Annotated in this window: 15 protein-coding genes; 4 read left to right on the top strand and 11 right to left on the bottom strand. The window is 44.5% G+C overall.

Translation table 11 applies throughout. The features are described from left to right. The 3 genes from ACPW7N_RS20790 to ACPW7N_RS20780 form a co-directional block, all read right to left on the bottom strand. Window positions 1-1,644, bottom strand: a 1,644-nt coding sequence (locus tag ACPW7N_RS20790; RefSeq protein WP_425653163.1) for a sigma 54-interacting transcriptional regulator, incomplete at its 3' end; no start/stop codon positions are given. 46 nt (window positions 1,645-1,690) lie between these two features. Beyond that, window positions 1,691-2,776: a pyruvate kinase gene (pyk, locus tag ACPW7N_RS20785; RefSeq protein ID WP_425653161.1), complete on the bottom strand. Its 1,086-nt coding sequence runs from the start codon at window positions 2,774-2,776 to the stop codon at window positions 1,691-1,693. 124 nt (window positions 2,777-2,900) lie between these two features. Continuing rightward, complete coding sequence (locus ACPW7N_RS20780; protein WP_425653160.1) at window positions 2,901-4,169, bottom strand: D-alanyl-D-alanine carboxypeptidase family protein; 1,269 nt, start codon at window positions 4,167-4,169, stop codon at window positions 2,901-2,903. 95 nt (window positions 4,170-4,264) lie between these two features. On the opposite strand from ACPW7N_RS20780, the gene ACPW7N_RS20775 reads away from it, so the two are divergent. Continuing rightward, window positions 4,265-5,644: a class II fumarate hydratase gene (locus tag ACPW7N_RS20775; RefSeq protein ID WP_425653165.1), complete on the top strand. Its 1,380-nt coding sequence runs from the start codon at window positions 4,265-4,267 to the stop codon at window positions 5,642-5,644. A 96-nt stretch (window positions 5,645-5,740) separates the two neighbouring features. Here the strand turns inward: ACPW7N_RS20775 and ACPW7N_RS20770 are convergent, their stop codons facing one another. The 5 genes from ACPW7N_RS20770 to ACPW7N_RS20750 form a co-directional block, all read right to left on the bottom strand. Beyond that, window positions 5,741-6,553: a GTP pyrophosphokinase gene (locus ACPW7N_RS20770; RefSeq protein ID WP_425653159.1), complete on the bottom strand. Its 813-nt coding sequence runs from the start codon at window positions 6,551-6,553 to the stop codon at window positions 5,741-5,743. Between the two features lie 148 nt (window positions 6,554-6,701). After that, window positions 6,702-7,715 (bottom strand): M23 family metallopeptidase, encoded by a 1,014-nt coding sequence (locus ACPW7N_RS20765; protein WP_425653157.1) that lies wholly within the window; start codon window positions 7,713-7,715, stop codon window positions 6,702-6,704. A 119-nt stretch (window positions 7,716-7,834) separates the two neighbouring features. Beyond that, window positions 7,835-8,119 carry a hypothetical protein gene (locus ACPW7N_RS20760; RefSeq protein WP_425653155.1) on the bottom strand — a complete coding sequence of 95 codons (285 nt, stop codon included), beginning with the start codon at window positions 8,117-8,119 and terminating at the stop codon, window positions 7,835-7,837. A gap of 165 nt (window positions 8,120-8,284) precedes the next feature. Further along, window positions 8,285-8,488, bottom strand: coding sequence for an alpha/beta-type small acid-soluble spore protein (locus ACPW7N_RS20755; protein WP_425653153.1), 204 nt, complete (start codon window positions 8,486-8,488; stop codon window positions 8,285-8,287). A 216-nt stretch (window positions 8,489-8,704) separates the two neighbouring features. Beyond that, on the bottom strand, window positions 8,705-9,049 hold the full coding sequence (locus tag ACPW7N_RS20750; protein ID WP_425653151.1) for a DUF952 domain-containing protein: 345 nt from the start codon (window positions 9,047-9,049) through the stop codon (window positions 8,705-8,707). A gap of 94 nt (window positions 9,050-9,143) precedes the next feature. Here ACPW7N_RS20750 and ACPW7N_RS20745 point away from each other — a divergent pair, with 94 nt between their 5' ends. Continuing rightward, window positions 9,144-10,016, top strand: coding sequence for a 5'-3' exonuclease (locus ACPW7N_RS20745; RefSeq protein ID WP_425653149.1), 873 nt, complete (start codon window positions 9,144-9,146; stop codon window positions 10,014-10,016). A 22-nt stretch (window positions 10,017-10,038) separates the two neighbouring features. On the opposite strand, the gene ACPW7N_RS20740 is transcribed toward ACPW7N_RS20745, so the two are convergent. Genes ACPW7N_RS20740 through ACPW7N_RS20730 form a run of 3 tightly spaced genes read right to left on the bottom strand, consistent with a single transcriptional unit; the run spans window position 10,039 to window position 14,264 of the window. Next, window positions 10,039-11,196: a glycosyltransferase family 2 protein gene (locus ACPW7N_RS20740; protein ID WP_425653148.1), complete on the bottom strand. Its 1,158-nt coding sequence runs from the start codon at window positions 11,194-11,196 to the stop codon at window positions 10,039-10,041. Between the two features lie 43 nt (window positions 11,197-11,239). Continuing rightward, window positions 11,240-12,943, bottom strand: coding sequence for a hypothetical protein (locus ACPW7N_RS20735; RefSeq protein WP_425653147.1), 1,704 nt, complete (start codon window positions 12,941-12,943; stop codon window positions 11,240-11,242). 16 nt (window positions 12,944-12,959) lie between these two features. After that, window positions 12,960-14,264, bottom strand: a complete 1,305-nt coding sequence (locus ACPW7N_RS20730) for an AAA family ATPase (RefSeq protein WP_425653146.1) — start codon at window positions 14,262-14,264, stop codon at window positions 12,960-12,962. 191 nt (window positions 14,265-14,455) lie between these two features. On the opposite strand from ACPW7N_RS20730, the gene ACPW7N_RS20725 reads away from it, so the two are divergent. Continuing rightward, complete coding sequence (locus ACPW7N_RS20725) at window positions 14,456-14,611, top strand: hypothetical protein (protein WP_425653145.1); 156 nt, start codon at window positions 14,456-14,458, stop codon at window positions 14,609-14,611. 81 nt (window positions 14,612-14,692) lie between these two features. Further along, window positions 14,693-16,090, top strand: a complete 1,398-nt coding sequence (locus ACPW7N_RS20720; RefSeq protein WP_425653144.1) for a hypothetical protein — start codon at window positions 14,693-14,695, stop codon at window positions 16,088-16,090. The last annotated feature ends 100 nt before the right edge of the window (window positions 16,091-16,190 follow it).

The raw sequence follows: 16,190 nt of genomic DNA, 5'->3' as shown, positions 1-16,190 counted from the left end.
GACATGCAAGCGATAATACAAGTCTTGGCGGAAGTGTCCACTTTCCACTAATTCTTCTAGTGGCTTGTGTGTAGCAGCAATGATTCGAACATCGACTTCGATGCGTTCCGATCCTCCTACACGGTAAAATTCTCTCTCCTGAAGCACTCGCAGCAGCTTGGCTTGCAAGTGGGGGGACATATCCCCGATTTCATCCAGAAACAAGGTTCCTCCGTTAGCAAGGTCGAATTTGCCCCGCTTTCCCGCCCGATCTGCACCAGTGAATGCCCCAGATTCATAACCAAATAACTCAGATTCCAGTAGCTGATCGGGAATGGCAGCACAGTTGATCGTTATGAACGGTCCGTTTTTTCGATTGCTAGATGCATGGATGGCGTGAGCAAACAATTCTTTGCCTGTCCCGCTGTCCCCTCGCAACATGATCGTCGATTGACCTTTTGATGCTTGATTGGCGATTCGTTTTAACCGCTCAATTTGTGGGTTGTTGCTGATAATATGATCCCAGGTGAATTTGGTTGACGTGTGCTTTTTTAACTGTTCTTTGTAATAGGCTACTTCACTTTCCAATTGATCGAGGCGTTTGGCTACCTCCCGTACTTCCTTTAGCTGCCGGAACATTACCTTACCGATAGCGCCCACAATGTTTTTATCAGAGAGAATCGGAATGCGATGGATCAGGTATTGAATTCCGTTGATCTCCAGAACTTCACTCATCTCTGCAATTCCTGTTTGCAACACAATGGGTAACTGGAAGCTCGGGAAAATTTGATCGACAGGCTTACCTATGGCAATTTCTTGTGAAGTGCCAAATAATTCGCACATTACCTGCGAAAGAAAATTGATCTTCCCGATTGAATCGATCATGACAATTCCGTCATAGGCGTGTTCCAGCACGGTGTCCAGCAGTTGATGCAGATTGCGTACCGTCTTTAATTCATGCGCAATCGTTTCCAAGTGAGTTAACTCCTGGAATACTGCAATGATCCCCTGTTGATTGGAAATCGTAGAAAAGCGGGAGAACTGAACGAGAATTTGTTGTTCTCCCACCGATCTTTTTTGTGGTGCTGGTACCTGCCTATCACGCAGGATGCTCTGCCAGTCCATCGTCGGCAGGATTTGTTGAACCAATTCACCGGTAAGATTCTGTGATTGTTTCATCAGTTGACTGAATGCGGTGTTCGCATACATGATCTCTCCAGCATGATCGATCATCAATATACCCAAATCAATCGAGCCAAGAAGCGTTTCTAATTGTTCACGCAGAACGGTTGAAGATTTTAACAGATACATGATCATATCTGTCTTCGTGAACAAGCCCTCCACACGATTACCTTGATCGACGACAATTCCGGTTCCTACATCGCTTTGTTGAACCATTTCCACCACTTGATTGTATGGGGTATCATCCGTAAGAGTAATGGCATCTCTGCGAATGAAAGGAGCAATCGGTGTATCTAGCGGGACATCTTGCAGGATCGCTCGATACATGATGCTGCGTGTCACAACTCCAAAAAGTGTCCGGTCCTCCCGAATGACTGGTAGCGTATTCAGTTTACTTTCCTGCATATAAGAAAGCGCCGTACGTAACGTGTCATGTTCAAGCAATTGAAAGGGCAATCGGGTCATTAAATCTTTTACTCGCATGATGCTTCTCCTCAATCATCATCTAGATAAGTCTCTATCTGTCTTCTCAATACGAGGTAACGACCATTGGGTAATCCTCTGCCAGCAAGTCCATCATATCTCCCAGATCAAACGGCTGATTGGTATGTACCCGCTCTGCAAAACGTGCAATCGTCTTCATCACTTCCGCACTTTGGACCGGATACTCTCCTGCTGCTGTCTCTGCTGACAGCATGACGGCATGTGTACCATCGATGACTGCTTGGAAAATATCACTGACTTCCGCACGGGTTGGAATCGGATGGTCTATCATTGATTGTAACATCTGTGTTGCTGTAATCACATAGGAATTGGCTCTGCGACATTCGAGAATGATCGCTTTTTGGATGAGTGGAATCCAGGGAAACGGCAATTCTACTCCCAGGTCTCCACGAGCAATCATGATGCCATCTGATTTGGCCAGGATCGACGAGAAGTTGCGAATACCCTCCATCGTCTCTATTTTGGCGATTACTTGGGGTGGATGTCCCTGCGTGATTCCGCCAAAGGTCCGGATCTCATCCAGATGTGCCGCAGTTCTGATAAAAGAGCATGCGATCATATCTACCTTTTCCAATAATAAGAATCGAATATCCTGTTTATCTTTTTCTGTAAGTGCTGGCATGGAAATGGACACACCTGGCAGGTTGACACCCTTGTGGCTGGAGATTTTTCCACCGACCAACACTTCTGTTTCCAGATGATCGGGATGAACCTTTTTCACTCGTAATTGAATTTCGCCATCGTTGATCAGGATGCGGGACGCTTGCTTTGCATCCTGTGTGATTCCCGGATAATCCACACTCACTTGATTTTCATCACCGATGATTGGATTGCTGTAGATGCGAAAGATGTTTCCTTCTGTCAGTGTTACCTCGGGCTCCTTCAGCTTACCTAAACGAATTTTTGGTCCCTGCAGGTCACCCATGATACGGACTTTCTTTCCCTGTTCACTAGCAAGCCTTCTGATGGTCTGAATGACTTCCCGTAAAACACGATGGTCACCGTGTGACATGTTCATTCGGGCAACGGTCATTCCGTGGGCGATTAACTCTCGCAATGTATCTTGGTCTTGGCTTGTCGGTCCGATCGTACAAACAATATCGACACTCACCCTAGTTCTACCTCCTCCACTAGATTCATCTTCACCAGTTTTTGTTTTTCAACCTATTTCCATACGAAAAGGCAGACCACATCTTGTTGTGTAATCTGCCGGATGTTTATTCTGTTGTATGAAATTACGAGCCAAATCGGTTATTGCTTCGGCGCTCAAGGATCGTGGTCCTTTTTTTACGAGAAAGGAAGGCAAAGACCATACTGCAGTTCAACGCAAGCCAACCGCCAAAAATCAGATATAACATCGTTTCGTTCGACGCTTCGCCATCTGCTGTGGAAAACAAGTCCGAGCGGGACTCGGCAACTTGAGGCACTTGTTTGGATTGCAACGGAAAGGTGGTACTCAGTGCCTCTTTTGAAGCACCTGTTTCACGTACTGTTAGGTGCCCTGATGGAGAAATACTGCGCTCGATCGATGCACCTTTGTGAACAGTGACGAACAAAGGCTTGTCCGTAAAGAAGTACTCCACTTCCGCAGGCTTTTGTCCCTCTGTTGATACAGTGAATCTTTCCCCACTTTTTGCCGCTTTGACAGTCTCAAAATTGGCAAAGGCATAATCAAGCATCTTTGTAACATCACGGTAAGCCCAACCACTCGATGGTGCGCTCATGGTCACTGCAATAAATTCACTATTTTCCCGTTTGGCAGAAACAACAAGCGTGTGGCGAGCCTGATCAGTGAATCCGTTTTTAATTCCGGTTGCACCTTCATAGTTCACCAGCATTTTATTGTGATTCACCAACTCAGACTTCCACTCTTTGCCGTCCCAAGGGAGCCTCTTGGTAGCGACAATTTCGCGAAACAGCGGATTTCTCATGGCGTATTGAGCGATTTTTGCCATATCCGAAGCAGTTGTATAGTGGTTTGTTTCGTGCAGGCCGTGCGGATTCGTGAAGTTTGTCTTATCAAGTTGCACACGTTCCTTGAGATACTTCATCATTTCACTAGCAAAAACCTCAGTACTTCCCGCCATATGTTCTGCAATGGCAATTGCGGCATCATTTCCAGAATGCATGAGAAGCCCGTAGATAAGCTTTTTCATGGGTACCTGCTCCCCTTCAGCAAGGTATACCCGTGTACCATCCACATAGCGAGCATTTTTAGAAACTGTCACGATATCATCCAATTTACCTGTTTCAATGGCAAAGATTCCTGTGGCTATCTTCGTGATACTTGCAGGATACATGGGTACTTCGGAATTTTTCTGAAATAACACTGTACCCGTCGTTGCATCGATAAGGATTGCCGACTGTCCTAGAATCAGGTCTGACGTTAGTTTTTGTTCGTTGGCATGAACAATTGCACTGCTCATTGGAAAAAAGGTTGAAACTAGCAGGAAAAAACAAAGAAGCATATATCGCATGTAGGAAAATCCTTTCGTAATAATCATTTTCCAAGTACCACTTTACCAATTCACATAAGTTGGGACAAGTTGCGAATGATATGAAATGAATGGAAAGGTGGTAAACCAGTATGGGAACAAAAATGGAATTCCGTATCAGTCACGATACTCTAGGAACTGTTCAAGTACCAAGTGAAGCCTATTATGATGCACAAACCCAACGGGCGATCAACAATTTCCCGATCAGTGGACTCCGACTGCCTCGAAGCTTCATCTATGCACAAGGAATCATTAAAGCATCCGCAGCGCAAGTGAACAGTTCACTCGGTCTCTTGACGGAACCAGTGGGACAAGCAATTATACAAGCCGCTGAAGAAGTGATAGCCGGAATGTGGGATCATCAGTTTGTTGTCGACGCATTCCAGGCAGGAGCAGGCACTTCACAAAATATGAATGCCAATGAAGTGATCGCCAATCGAGCAAATGAACAATTGGGTGGAAAACGGGGTGAATTCACACACGTTCATCCAAATGACCATGTCAATATGGCACAATCGACCAATGATACGATCCATGTTGCGATCAATATAAGCTCTCTTCTTGAAATCGAAGAGAAACTCCTACCCTCACTTACACGATTAAAAGATGCACTGCGTCGTAAATCAGTTGAATTTTTTCCGATTGTCAAATCAGGCAGAACTCATCTACAAGATGCTGTGCCGATTCGATTGGGACAAGAGTTTAGTGGTTATGCCTCGACATTGGAGCTGTGCCATGAACGAATTGCGCTAGCCTCAAGAGAGCTTCTCAAAATTGGAATCGGAGGAAATGCAGTTGGAACAGGCATTAATGCCCATCCTGACTATGCGCAAAGTACCACCGAAGAAATTGCCCGACGAACAGGCAAACCTTTTACACAGCCTTCTGATCGCTTTGCTTTTATGCAAAATACGCATGCCGCTATCACCGTTAGTCAGTCGCTGAAAGAACTAGCTGTCCATCTGATCAAAATCTCCAGTGACATCCGCCTGATAAGTTCTGGCCCCCGTACAGGTCTTGCCGAAATTACGCTTCCTGCCGTTCAGCCAGGCTCGTCCATTATGCCCGGCAAAGTTAACCCTGTGATTCCAGAAATGCTCTACATGGTGTGCAGCCAAGTGATTGGCAACGATGCCACTATCACGACAGCAGGTTTGGGAAGCCAACTCGAAATCAATGTCATGATGCCCGTAATCGCTTACAATCTACTTCAATCTATTAGCATACTTACCACTTCCATGGACGTATTTCGCTCGAGTTGTATAGAGGGTTTAACAGCAAACGAAGAACGATGCCAATTCTATGTAGAACAAAGCCTTGCTTTGGCTACCTCTCTCAATCCATACATCGGCTATGAAAATGCTGCTTCAATCGCCAAAACCGCTTATCGTGAAAATAAGACCATCCGGGAAGTCGCCTATCGTGATACTTCACTATCAAGAGAACAATTGGAACATGCCTTAAATCCCAATCAGCATGTGTAAGTGAACCCACCCGATACAAACTATCTCTGCATCAAGCTGGGCCACAAACTTGCAAGAAGAACCAGCCTCTTCCTTGACATGGAAGAGGCTTGGTCATTAACGTAGTCTTTTACCTAGCAATTCATTGATCATTTGAAACTTCGGATTATTATGGAAGGTTCCCTCAGCCTGACTCAAATGTTCACGATACAAGGCTGCGGCAGACTCAAAATCCTGCTTCACGTACAAGGAAAAGATTTCTTCCAGCTTATCCTCTAGTGACGTTTCGTTCGAAACCGGCGTCATAATTTCCTGGCGCAGGTTATTCATTAACTCATCCAATTGATTGGTAATGGTAGAAGCTTCGCTTAACTGTTGCAATACGTTTTCAGGAATATTACCTGCGTACTTATACCGAAGTTCATGTTCATTGGTTGCCCAGAAGTTCATTCCCAAGGTACGAATTTGTATTTCACATATAATCCTTCTCTTGAATCCACCAAAATAAACGGTGTAGGCACAAATCATATGAATGCTGCGGTACCCGGATTCTTTGGGATTCCCGATATAATCCTTCACATCCAGAATCTCAATGTCTTCTCTTTCTTGCAGCAACTGCTGGACTTCCCTTACATCATCTATATAACGACAAACGACTCGCAAGCCTGCGATATCCGTAATTTCTTGCCCGAGAATTTCTTGCCAGTTTTCATGGCTAAAATCGATATTTTTTTCTCTTGCTTTTTTCAGCAAGCTATCCGTTTTTTTGACTCGCCCGACAACAAATTCAATCGGAGAATACCTACCCATTTTTTGAAAGCCGTATTTTATCCCCTTGAGCTTGAGCTTCAATTCATCGACGGCCTGTTCATAGGGTGCGAGAAACCCTACCAGTGAATTGAATACTTTTTTTGGTATCAGTGTGTTCATTAGATTACATAACCTCCATGCAGGTTGGAGTCAGTTACATATTTATAGGTAACTTTTTCAACATATTTATTCAAAATCCTTCAACTTTATCTATTTTCTAAACAAAAATTCTGTTGATTGATCAATTATTTCAACAAGAAAAAACAGCTTACTTCATAAAATGATTCATAAAAAACGAGTTAGGGTTAACAAATGTATTCCCGATCAACATAGCGTAGTGCAGGTGTGGTCCTGTGGAGAACCCAGTTGTTCCCACTTTTCCGATGACTTGACCACGTTTGACCATTTCTCCCGGTTTGACGTTAACAACCGACAAATGTGAATACGTCGAATAGACCCTCAATCCGTGATCTAAAATGATCATGTTACCATTCAAATACATCGTATCAGCAAGAACAACTTTCCCGTCTTGACTGGCGAGCACCGGAGTTCCTTCCTTGTTGGCAATATCAATAGCAAGATGTGGATTGGCTGGTTTTTTATTCACTACACGTCTATAACCATACGGTGTCGTCTCTTCTCCTTCAACGGGAACAATGAATGTGTTATTAAAGTATGGTTTGGGCGATGAGGTAGAACGTGCCTTATTGATTTTCTGTTGATCAGCATTGATTCGCTTCGTATTGCGTTGCATGCTCTCCATTTGCTCGCTTACAGTAATTTCATCTACTGCGAATTGCTTTGCTTTAATTTGAACAGTAGCAATTGACTTTTTCGTACCAGATAAAATGGGATAAAGGCCTGGCTTAGTTTCCAACGGGATCGGAATAAAGCGAACAAACTTCTTTTCCATCGGTTGCAGATTGAACTTTTTGTCCCAGAGATATACCGTTGGATGCTCAGTACTCTCCAAATAAATAACGTCCCCTGGGAACAACTCTTGTGGGAGTATTGCTATTGATTGTATTTGTTTTTCTGGCAGTTTCTCCGATTGTTTCACTGCTGTCGTTGTTTCTGGAGTCGGAGGCGCAGGCACAGGCGGCTTGGAAGTTTCTGTTGCTGGAGGTGCCTTTGATATAGACGTATTGGATTGTAATTGCGTTACATCAGATGTTGTTGACGTTGGATTTGTCTGGGGGATCGTTTTTTGTTGTGTTATGTACAGAATGACTAACGCTACAAAACAACCTGCAATCAGGTATCGCACAAAAGAACCTTTCAACTCCATCATCCCCCTTTGTACCAGTATAACAAGAGAATGAGAAGCTTCCTAACTTTTTCAAAGACAAGGAACAGTTGTCCCAAAAATAAACAGAGGAAAAAGGCATAAGTCCCTTTTCCCTATAGTTTTCTGCTCTCATTTTTTGAGTATTCAGCTACCATTTCCATTACCGATTGGATACTACCTAGCATGGCACTGGCTCGTTTGCTTTTATCAGACAACGCTTCAAAATCGATGGAAAATGGATTAATTTTTTTCCTTGTCTCCGATTTCCATCTCGCCATCAGTTTCATGGCATCACTTGGATTGTTGCGTATATTCGACAGTCTGTTCGGATCTTTTTTTACCCAAATGGCGAAATCAGGATTATCTTTTAATAATTTCTTTACTTCTTTTTTCTTCATTCAAAACCACCCTCCTCACAGATACTCACACATTACCATATGACTAGTCCGCTAATGTGCTTGTGCGTTTGCACCATACTTGCGGAAATGGGCGTAAATGTACACAAAGAAAGGGCCCCATAAAGGGACCCTTCATCATCCAATTATTCAGTTGTTCTGGTTGAATTAACGACCAGCCAATTGTTGTTCAGCGAAGGAGACAAGACGTTTTGTGATCTCTCCACCCACTGAACCGTTTTGACGAGATGTAGTATCTGCGCCAAGTTGTACGCCAAATTCTGTGGCGATCTCATACTTCAATTGATCAAGAGCTTGGTTAGCTTGTGGAACTAAAAGGTTGTTGCGGTTTCCTCCACCTTGATTTGCCATAACCTTTCATCTCCATTCCTTATTTGGATTTTTGCTACTAATGTTGGTTATTAGCAGCATTCAGTAGACGCTCCCATCTACTCAATGCTGCCAACAACCAATGGTATGTACTTCTGAATATTCCTTGTTTACTTATGTTGATTTTTGATCGTTTGAGATGACTTCTCAACTTGGTGTTACTATCATCCCACTTTATCCAAAAGCCATACATGGTAATTAGTAGGTAACTTCACCTATGCCCCAGCTTCCGTTTTCCCTTTGCATTCGTCTGATTTCAAGGATGGCGTCCTGATTTAATTCTCCGTAAATATGCGGATAGAGGTTCCCATCCTTTGCCATCTCGTGCTTGACTTCAGACGTAACCCGGTCCTCTTGAATAACCAGTACATAAAGCTCTTCATTAAAATTTGCATACACCCGGTTGGCAACCTTAACCAGAAAATCTTCTCCCTTGGTTGCGTGAATGAATCCTTCCTGTTCATAATCTCTAGGAATATAAGTAGCTTTCCCTTGATAGTTACTCCAATACGTCTGTGGCACCAAACAATAGATAATGGACATAATGTCCTCCTTTGTGAATGTGTAGTAGTTTTGTTACCCGAATAGGCAGATATGTTATAATGGACGAGGCTTAATGAGAGGAGCGTTCGACAAAATGAAACAACCGTTTAAATATTTGTTGATTGATGGTATGAGCTTTCTGTTCCGCGCTTTCTATGCGAATTCCTGGGGTGGAACAATCAAACAAACCTCAACCGGTCTTTATACAAATGCAGTATCTGGCTTCACCAAAATGATGTTGGATTATGTCGATCTGGTTCGGCCAACGCATGTAATCGTAGCATGGGATGTCGCCGGAAAAGAAACGCTAGTTAGAACACAATGGTTTGATGGATATAAAGCTACTCGTGTCGAAGCACCTGTTGAGCTGATTCCCCAGTTTGATCTGGTGAAAGAAGTTGTGTCAGCTTTTTCTGTTCCCAATCTCGGTGTGACTGGCTACGAAGGTGACGATATTCTTGGGACTGTCAGTTCGAAGCTCGCCGAAGACGGACATCGGGTTGTGATCGCTACCGGTGATTATGACAGCTTGCAGCTAGTGAACGATTTCGTTTCCGTGAAAATACTGAAAAACGGCGGCAAGCATGAACACTACACTCCAGAAAGCCTGCTTGAACTGCGTGGAATATCTGCCAATCAGGTTGTGGAGGTGAAAGCATTGCAAGGTGATGCATCCGATTGTATCCCCGGCTGCCCCGGCATTGGTGAAAAGACAGCGTACAAACTGATCCGAGAACATCAGAGTCTGGAAGGACTGTATGAAAATCTGGACAGTCTGACAGCTAAAACCCGCTCCAAACTCGAAGAACACAAGGAACAAATTTTCTTGAGCCGCAAACTGGCAACCATACTTTGTGATGCTCCTGTTGACTTTACGCATGAAGATGCATACTGGAATTTCGATAGCTCCATTGTCCGGGAGAAATTTCATGAGCTCGAATTCGCCCGCATCTCACGAGTTGGATAATGCTAACCTTGAATACCCCGAATTATACGGGGTATTTTTTTTGCAGCATTTTCAGTGGATACAGCGTCCCTCTCCAGACAATCCCGCCTCTTCTCACGGTTAAATACGCCGCCCGTACCAGTGTGAAGATGTATAGGGAGGCTAGGATCGGAGAGAGTAAGAAATACACAATCGACATAAGCGAGAAACGATCATACAGACAAAAATAAAATAGGCATAGGAGAAACATTACAATGTACATCGCCCGAGTCCAGCCGTCTGTAGCGAATGGACCAACAAACGGAAGAAAGTACATGAAAGCAAACGGAATCAATGACAGACCCAATCGCACAGGCTGGTATTCGAATGGGGCCATCGTGTTTTTCTCTAATCCACGAATCATTTCAGGTATGGTTTGGTACCATTCCACCTGCAGCAACTCTTCTGCAATACCGAAATCCTGGGCAAACCCTTTTCGCTTCACCAACTCACCCAGTTTGAGGTCATCATCAGGTCGATTACGAATCACTTGATGAGTGCCGATATCCTTGTACGTTGATGATTTAATCAGATTGAAAGCCCCTACGCCCATATGTGCATCCGATTTTGGATTTTTGGCATTTTGCGGGCGAAAGACAAGCAATAAATTAAACAGGAAAAAGTAGATAAATCCTCGCAGCCAAAAGAAATGGGAGATCATGCGAGGTGCCAATGCCAGATGATCCAATTGCTTCTTAAGTGCATGAGACATCGCAATGGTCAGCGCAGACGGATGGAAAACCACATCGGCATCTGTAAACAAAATCCACTCTCCTTTGGCCGTGCAGGCCCCATGAAAGAGCGCATGATTTTTCCCGAGCCACCCCGCAGGAAGCTCGTCAATATGCACAGCCAGAATTCGCGGATCCTGTTTAGCAAGAGATGCAAGAATATCTCCGGTTCGATCAGTCGAGCGGTCATTGATAGCAATAATCTCGTAATGCGGATAATCAAGTGAAAGCAATGATTGAAGCGCTTGCCTGATCCCTCTTTCTTCATTGCAGGCAGTTACGATGACACTGACCAGTGGCCATTCTTTTTCTGGATGAGGCAACTCTCGTGACGAAGAGGGAAGGAGCTGCGTAATCTTCAGCAATCCGGGCAGTCCACGTACAATAAACACGAACCAGACCACGAAAAAAAGTACACCAATGAGTAGCACGCTGTGATTCCCTTCCCTTCTGCCTTAATCATAAGTGCTGGCATCATTCAAATACATCCAATAGAACACCAGTATTTTCTTCATCCCTGGTCTCCCAACTGGTCGCAAAACGAATCTGATGAGAAACACCCAAAATATCATACTGCTGTACCAGATGTTGACGGGCAGCACCGATTAGCAAGGAATGCAGCTTCACCTGTTTACGCTTCCCCAAATCAGCCAGCATATCCTGTACATAAGGAGAAATTCGACCAATACCATCTGTCACCATGACAAAATCAGCGCCTCGAAACGCTGGAGAATTCTCAACAATTTCAATCCCTCTTTTGATCGGGTTGTCAAAGTGTGTTCCTCCACCGAAGGCTAACTTGGCGATTTCATAGAATTTGTCCCAATTTGGTTTACGAGCGAACAAGGATGATTCCACGAGCTCATTTTTTGCTCCGAACAGGATCAGATGAAAGTCACGTTGCTCCAACAGGCTAATCGCACCAAATGTCATGACAAAAATCTGGGCAAGACGCAATTTTCCTCCACGCATGGAATGTGACGTATCAAGCATACAAATCACAGGCCCCTTGGGAGGCTCTTCTACCCAGCCCGTTGTGTCATAAGTCATCAGCTTTTGTTCGATCCACTTCAGTTGAAAGTAAGCTTCCAGATCAGGATCAGCCAACAGTACCGCTTCACTTGGTAAGAGGTGTGAAATATCACCGGAGTGTCGCAAATCGTAATACTCCTCGGGGACACTTTTGGAACGAATCTCCTTGCGTTTCAGTCGGAACAGGTGAATATTGCGTCCTACTTCCTGAATGAATTCAATGATGTCCGGGTACTTTTTGAGCTTCTCAACCCACATCATGTACTTTTCGAATGCCTGACGACGAAGCTTGCCCAGTTCGCTGCCCCACCTGCGATTGGCGATGCGTTGACTTGCTTCAATCAACTCACTCACAAACTGGCTCTCGGACTCTTCCCCTTCCAGTGCTTCCTTAAATGACTGGTCAAGCCATTGTCCCAGTTCGTTTTCCAATGATTCAATAGCTTCTTTCTCTTGCCGATCCAGTCGTTCATACTGCTTTTCACGCTGATGCAGTTCTTCCTCAGCTTTCTTTACCTTCAATGCAAGCTTGGCCCGCTTCGTATACTGGTTGCGCATTTCATCCTGAAGTTCTTCGATTTTTTCCTTCAGCGCCTTAATTTCTTCTAATACCAGTGGTTTTGTATCAGAGGCTGTCTGCTTTTCCTCGACCACTCGTTTTCCTTGCTGCAAAGTATAGCCGACCAGTTTTAGTCGTTCCACTTGCTCGGAAGTTAGCCTTTGTGAGAAGTTGGACATCTCTTCGCCCTGCTGTCCTTGTTTTGGCTGTTGTCCAGTGGCCATCTGATTCTGTTCTTTTTCCCGTTTCTTTACTTCTTCCGCATATGTCTCGGTTAGCCACATCATGGCTTTGACCGCTGTTTTGAATGCTGCTGTCTCTTGATTAACGGTGCGGGGATGAATCATTTGATAAAAATATTGCTTGATCAGCGTCCGCACCATCCATCGATGAAAGGGAGTCGCTTCCTTGGTTCCATCAACTTCTGGTTTTTGCAGATAAAAACAAAGAAAAAAATCTGCCAACAGCTCATCATCAAACCAGGGGGCACGCTCCTTTGCCTGTTCCATCCATTCTCTCGCTACCCGTGATGAACGAAAATAAGCGTCGAACACGTATCGATCGACGCGTTTGCAACGAATGATCAAGGCATGTCCTCCACCTTTACAAAGTATAATCGTATTCGGCTCCGGCAATCTCCCGATCAAACACCGTCCGGTACACCCCTTGCAGCATTTGCAATAACCGTTCCCCTTCAATTCGCAGATGGGTATATTTTACTGTGTATTTCTCCACTTGATAAATCAGCATGTTCTTTGATTTTATGTAGGCAGGAAGATCCTTCTCTTTTGATTGCCAATCCAATAGTCGATTGCGCAAGGCTCTTGCTGTTTCCTCCAGCTCCAGACGACATTCCTCCAGTATCACACGGAAGTTTTCCTGCGCATCTTTGCTCAATTTGCCGCCGACCTCTTTGCGGAATTGAAATGCATGCAATTCATCTTCCCGGTCCATCCACTTCTCAGCCACTTGCTTATAGGCTCGAAGCGGAAGTTCCTTCTCTACTTCCGTTTTCAATAGCTCCGTAAATCGTTTGTCAAAAAGGTCCTGCAAGGTTGGTAAATCCTCTGGGAAATCCCACAGCATATGCGGTGTAAATACCGTATCCCAAATCGTTACTGTATCACGACCATGTAGAAATGCTGAGGTTTTCCAGACTTGACCAATTTTGCTCCAACGTCGATCCGAAAGAGCATACTCTTTTTCCTCCATGTCCTGTTTACATTTGTAGAGGAAATAAATGATACTCTCCGGGATCGTTACATGTTTGCTTTCGGCTAGAATATCTTTAATATCATACAATGAGAAAATGACAGGAAGCGGTTCTGTTGGCAATGAAAACATGGATTCATAACTGGCTGCTGTCTGTAAATAATTTACCTCATAACGAATCAGGAATCGGTCGAATAACGCGGCTAACTGCTCATTTTCATCTGGCAGCTCATTGGATGCGGCAATCAAAAATTGCAATGGAACCTGTTCCTTTTCCCTTCCATTGAAGTAAATGCGCTCATTCAAAATCGATAAGAGCGAATTCAGGATTGCACTATTCGCTTTGAAAATCTCATCTAAAAATGCAAACTGCGCGGAAGGAAGATACCCTTTTGTCTTGCGCACGTATTGATCCTGTTTCAGTTGCTGCAGTGATACAGGCCCAAAAATCTCATCGGGTGTCGTAAAGCGGGTTAACAAATAATCAAACCAATGCTCCGATCCGAATAACTGGGAAATGGCTCGTGCCAATTGAGACTTTGCTGTTCCTGGAGGGCCTACCAATAAAACATTTTCCCCGCTCATCATCCCTAACAGTAATAAACGAATCAGCTCGTTTCGCTCCAGAAATCGACTCTCTAACAGACGAATCGCTTTATCCAATTTTGCTTGCAGTTGCTCTGTTTTTGACTTCACTTGTAAGCGGCGTACCTCCCAGCCTGTGAGAGTCGCCTCCCTCCTACTCTACCTTCTTACAAAGATGTTTACGGCTCTATAGTGACATATTCAGATGGAAAAAGCTAGTGAGATCCCGGTAGGAAGCGACTAGATCGTTTGCGGTTGGAAACAATAGGAAGAAACACTTGTTGATGGTAGGAGGAATGGATATGCCTCAATTTCAAATGTCCGAAGAAGAGTACGAACGATTGATGGAACGAATTTATAAAATTATTGCCCGAACAGAAGAACTGGATCAGGTAACCCATCATTATGTATGGGAAGTCTGGCGTCTTTTATATCACAGCAAGTTGATTAATCAATGATTGAGTCACGCTTTCACCCAAAATAGGCCTTATGAATACCCTACTCCTAGAAAGAACATTCTGACAGGAGGAGGGTGTTACATGGGAATAGAGTTGACATTGTTGCACTGGGTATATGTGATATTCATTGTTCTCATCATCTTGTTGATGGTCCTGCGTCGTGACACCAGTATAATCAGTATTATTGGTGTTGGTTTGTTAGGACTTACTGCAACTGGCTCCATTATTTCCTCCGTGGGTGGTATCTTCGGCAGTTTTATCTATGCAATAACAGAATTGCTGCCAACGATTCTCATCATATGCATTATCGTCGCCATGAGTCATGTATTGACGGAAACAGGTGTCAATGAGACGATGATTCGGCCAATGACCGCCTTGATCCGTACTCCTGCGCTTGCTTATTGGGTGATCGGGATTGTCATGATGGTTATCTCCTGGTTCTTCTGGCCTTCTCCGGCTGTCGCCCTGATTGGTGCTGTCATGCTTCCTGTTGCGATCCGAGTCGGTCTTCCTGCTTTGGGTGTCGCCGTTGCCATGAATCTGTTCGGGCATGGAATTGCGTTATCAGGTGATTTCATTATCCAAGGCGCTCCTACGTTAACAGCAAAAGCTGCCGGCATTCCAGTTGAGGACGTAATCGCAGCCAGTGTGCCGCTTGTTTTCGTGATGGGTCTGGTTACAACCGTGCTTGCTTTCTGGTTCTTAAAGCGTGATTTGAAGAATGGGAAGTTAAAGAACAACAAAGCAACATACGGACAAGATAAAGCACTCTTTAGCAACAAACGAGTAGCACTCACCGATCAAACCAGGCGTTTCCTTGCGATTGGAGTCCCTATTCTGTTCTTGTTTGACGTAATCGCCATGTTCATGTTCGATCTCAAAGGCGGAGACGCAACTGCTCTTGTTGGCGGGACATCCATGATCATCCTTCTGGTATCCTCTTTGCTGGCTCACAAAGGAGCAGGATTAGAAAAAACTACAGATTATCTCATACAGGGCTTCCAATTCGGATTTAAAGTCTTTGGACCCGTCATTCCAATCGCTGCCTTCTTCTATATGGGAGACAGCGGGTTCCTCAAAGTGTTCGGTGAAACATTGCCCCAAGGCTCTCAAGGAATCGTGAATGACCTTGGCATTGCTCTTGCCCACACGATATCGGTCAACAAAGAGATAGCAGCAGTCACCTTGACTTCCGTTGGTGTTATCACCGGTTTGGATGGATCGGGCTTCTCTGGTATTACACTGGCTGGATCTGTTGCTCAGCTCTTCTCACACACCATCGGGGCTGGAATCGCAACCTTAACTGCCCTTGGTCAAGTCGCAGCGATCTGGGTAGGTGGCGGTACACTGATCCCGTGGGCGTTAATTCCTGCTGCTGCCATCTGTGGCGTCGATCCATTTGAGTTGGCAAGGCGCAATCTGATCCCTGTCTCGATTGGGCTTGTGGTCACAACGATTGTTGCTATGTTTTTGATTTAAAAATGGCATGAACAACGAACCTCCTCACAGCCATGTACGGCGGAGGGGGTTCGTTTTTTTCGAAATTATGATCTGACAAATGGAAGGAAATCAGTTGCTG

Source organism: Brevibacillus nigriterrae (genome assembly GCF_049846925.1).
Taxonomy (GTDB): domain Bacteria; phylum Bacillota; class Bacilli; order Brevibacillales; family Brevibacillaceae; genus Brevibacillus_H.
This window is presented reverse-complemented; position numbering and strand designations above follow the sequence as displayed.

Bases quoted from the DNA above. Each gene is read 5' to 3' on its own strand.
- ACPW7N_RS20725 (WP_425653145.1), top strand. From the start codon at position 14,456: ATGCCTCAATTTCAAATGTCCGAAGAAGAGTACGAACGATTGATGGAA.
- ACPW7N_RS20760 (WP_425653155.1), bottom strand. From the start codon at position 8,119: ATGAAGAAAAAAGAAGTAAAGAAATTATTAAAAGATAATCCTGATTTC.
- ACPW7N_RS20745 (WP_425653149.1), top strand. From the start codon at position 9,144: ATGAAACAACCGTTTAAATATTTGTTGATTGATGGTATGAGCTTTCTG.
- ACPW7N_RS20750 (WP_425653151.1), bottom strand. From the start codon at position 9,049: ATGTCCATTATCTATTGTTTGGTGCCACAGACGTATTGGAGTAACTAT.
- ACPW7N_RS20720 (WP_425653144.1), top strand. From the start codon at position 14,693: ATGGGAATAGAGTTGACATTGTTGCACTGGGTATATGTGATATTCATT.
- ACPW7N_RS20780 (WP_425653160.1), bottom strand. From the start codon at position 4,169: ATGATTATTACGAAAGGATTTTCCTACATGCGATATATGCTTCTTTGT.
- ACPW7N_RS20770 (WP_425653159.1), bottom strand. From the start codon at position 6,553: ATGAACACACTGATACCAAAAAAAGTATTCAATTCACTGGTAGGGTTT.
- ACPW7N_RS20755 (WP_425653153.1), bottom strand. From the start codon at position 8,488: ATGGCAAATCAAGGTGGAGGAAACCGCAACAACCTTTTAGTTCCACAA.
- ACPW7N_RS20775 (WP_425653165.1), top strand. From the start codon at position 4,265: ATGGAATTCCGTATCAGTCACGATACTCTAGGAACTGTTCAAGTACCA.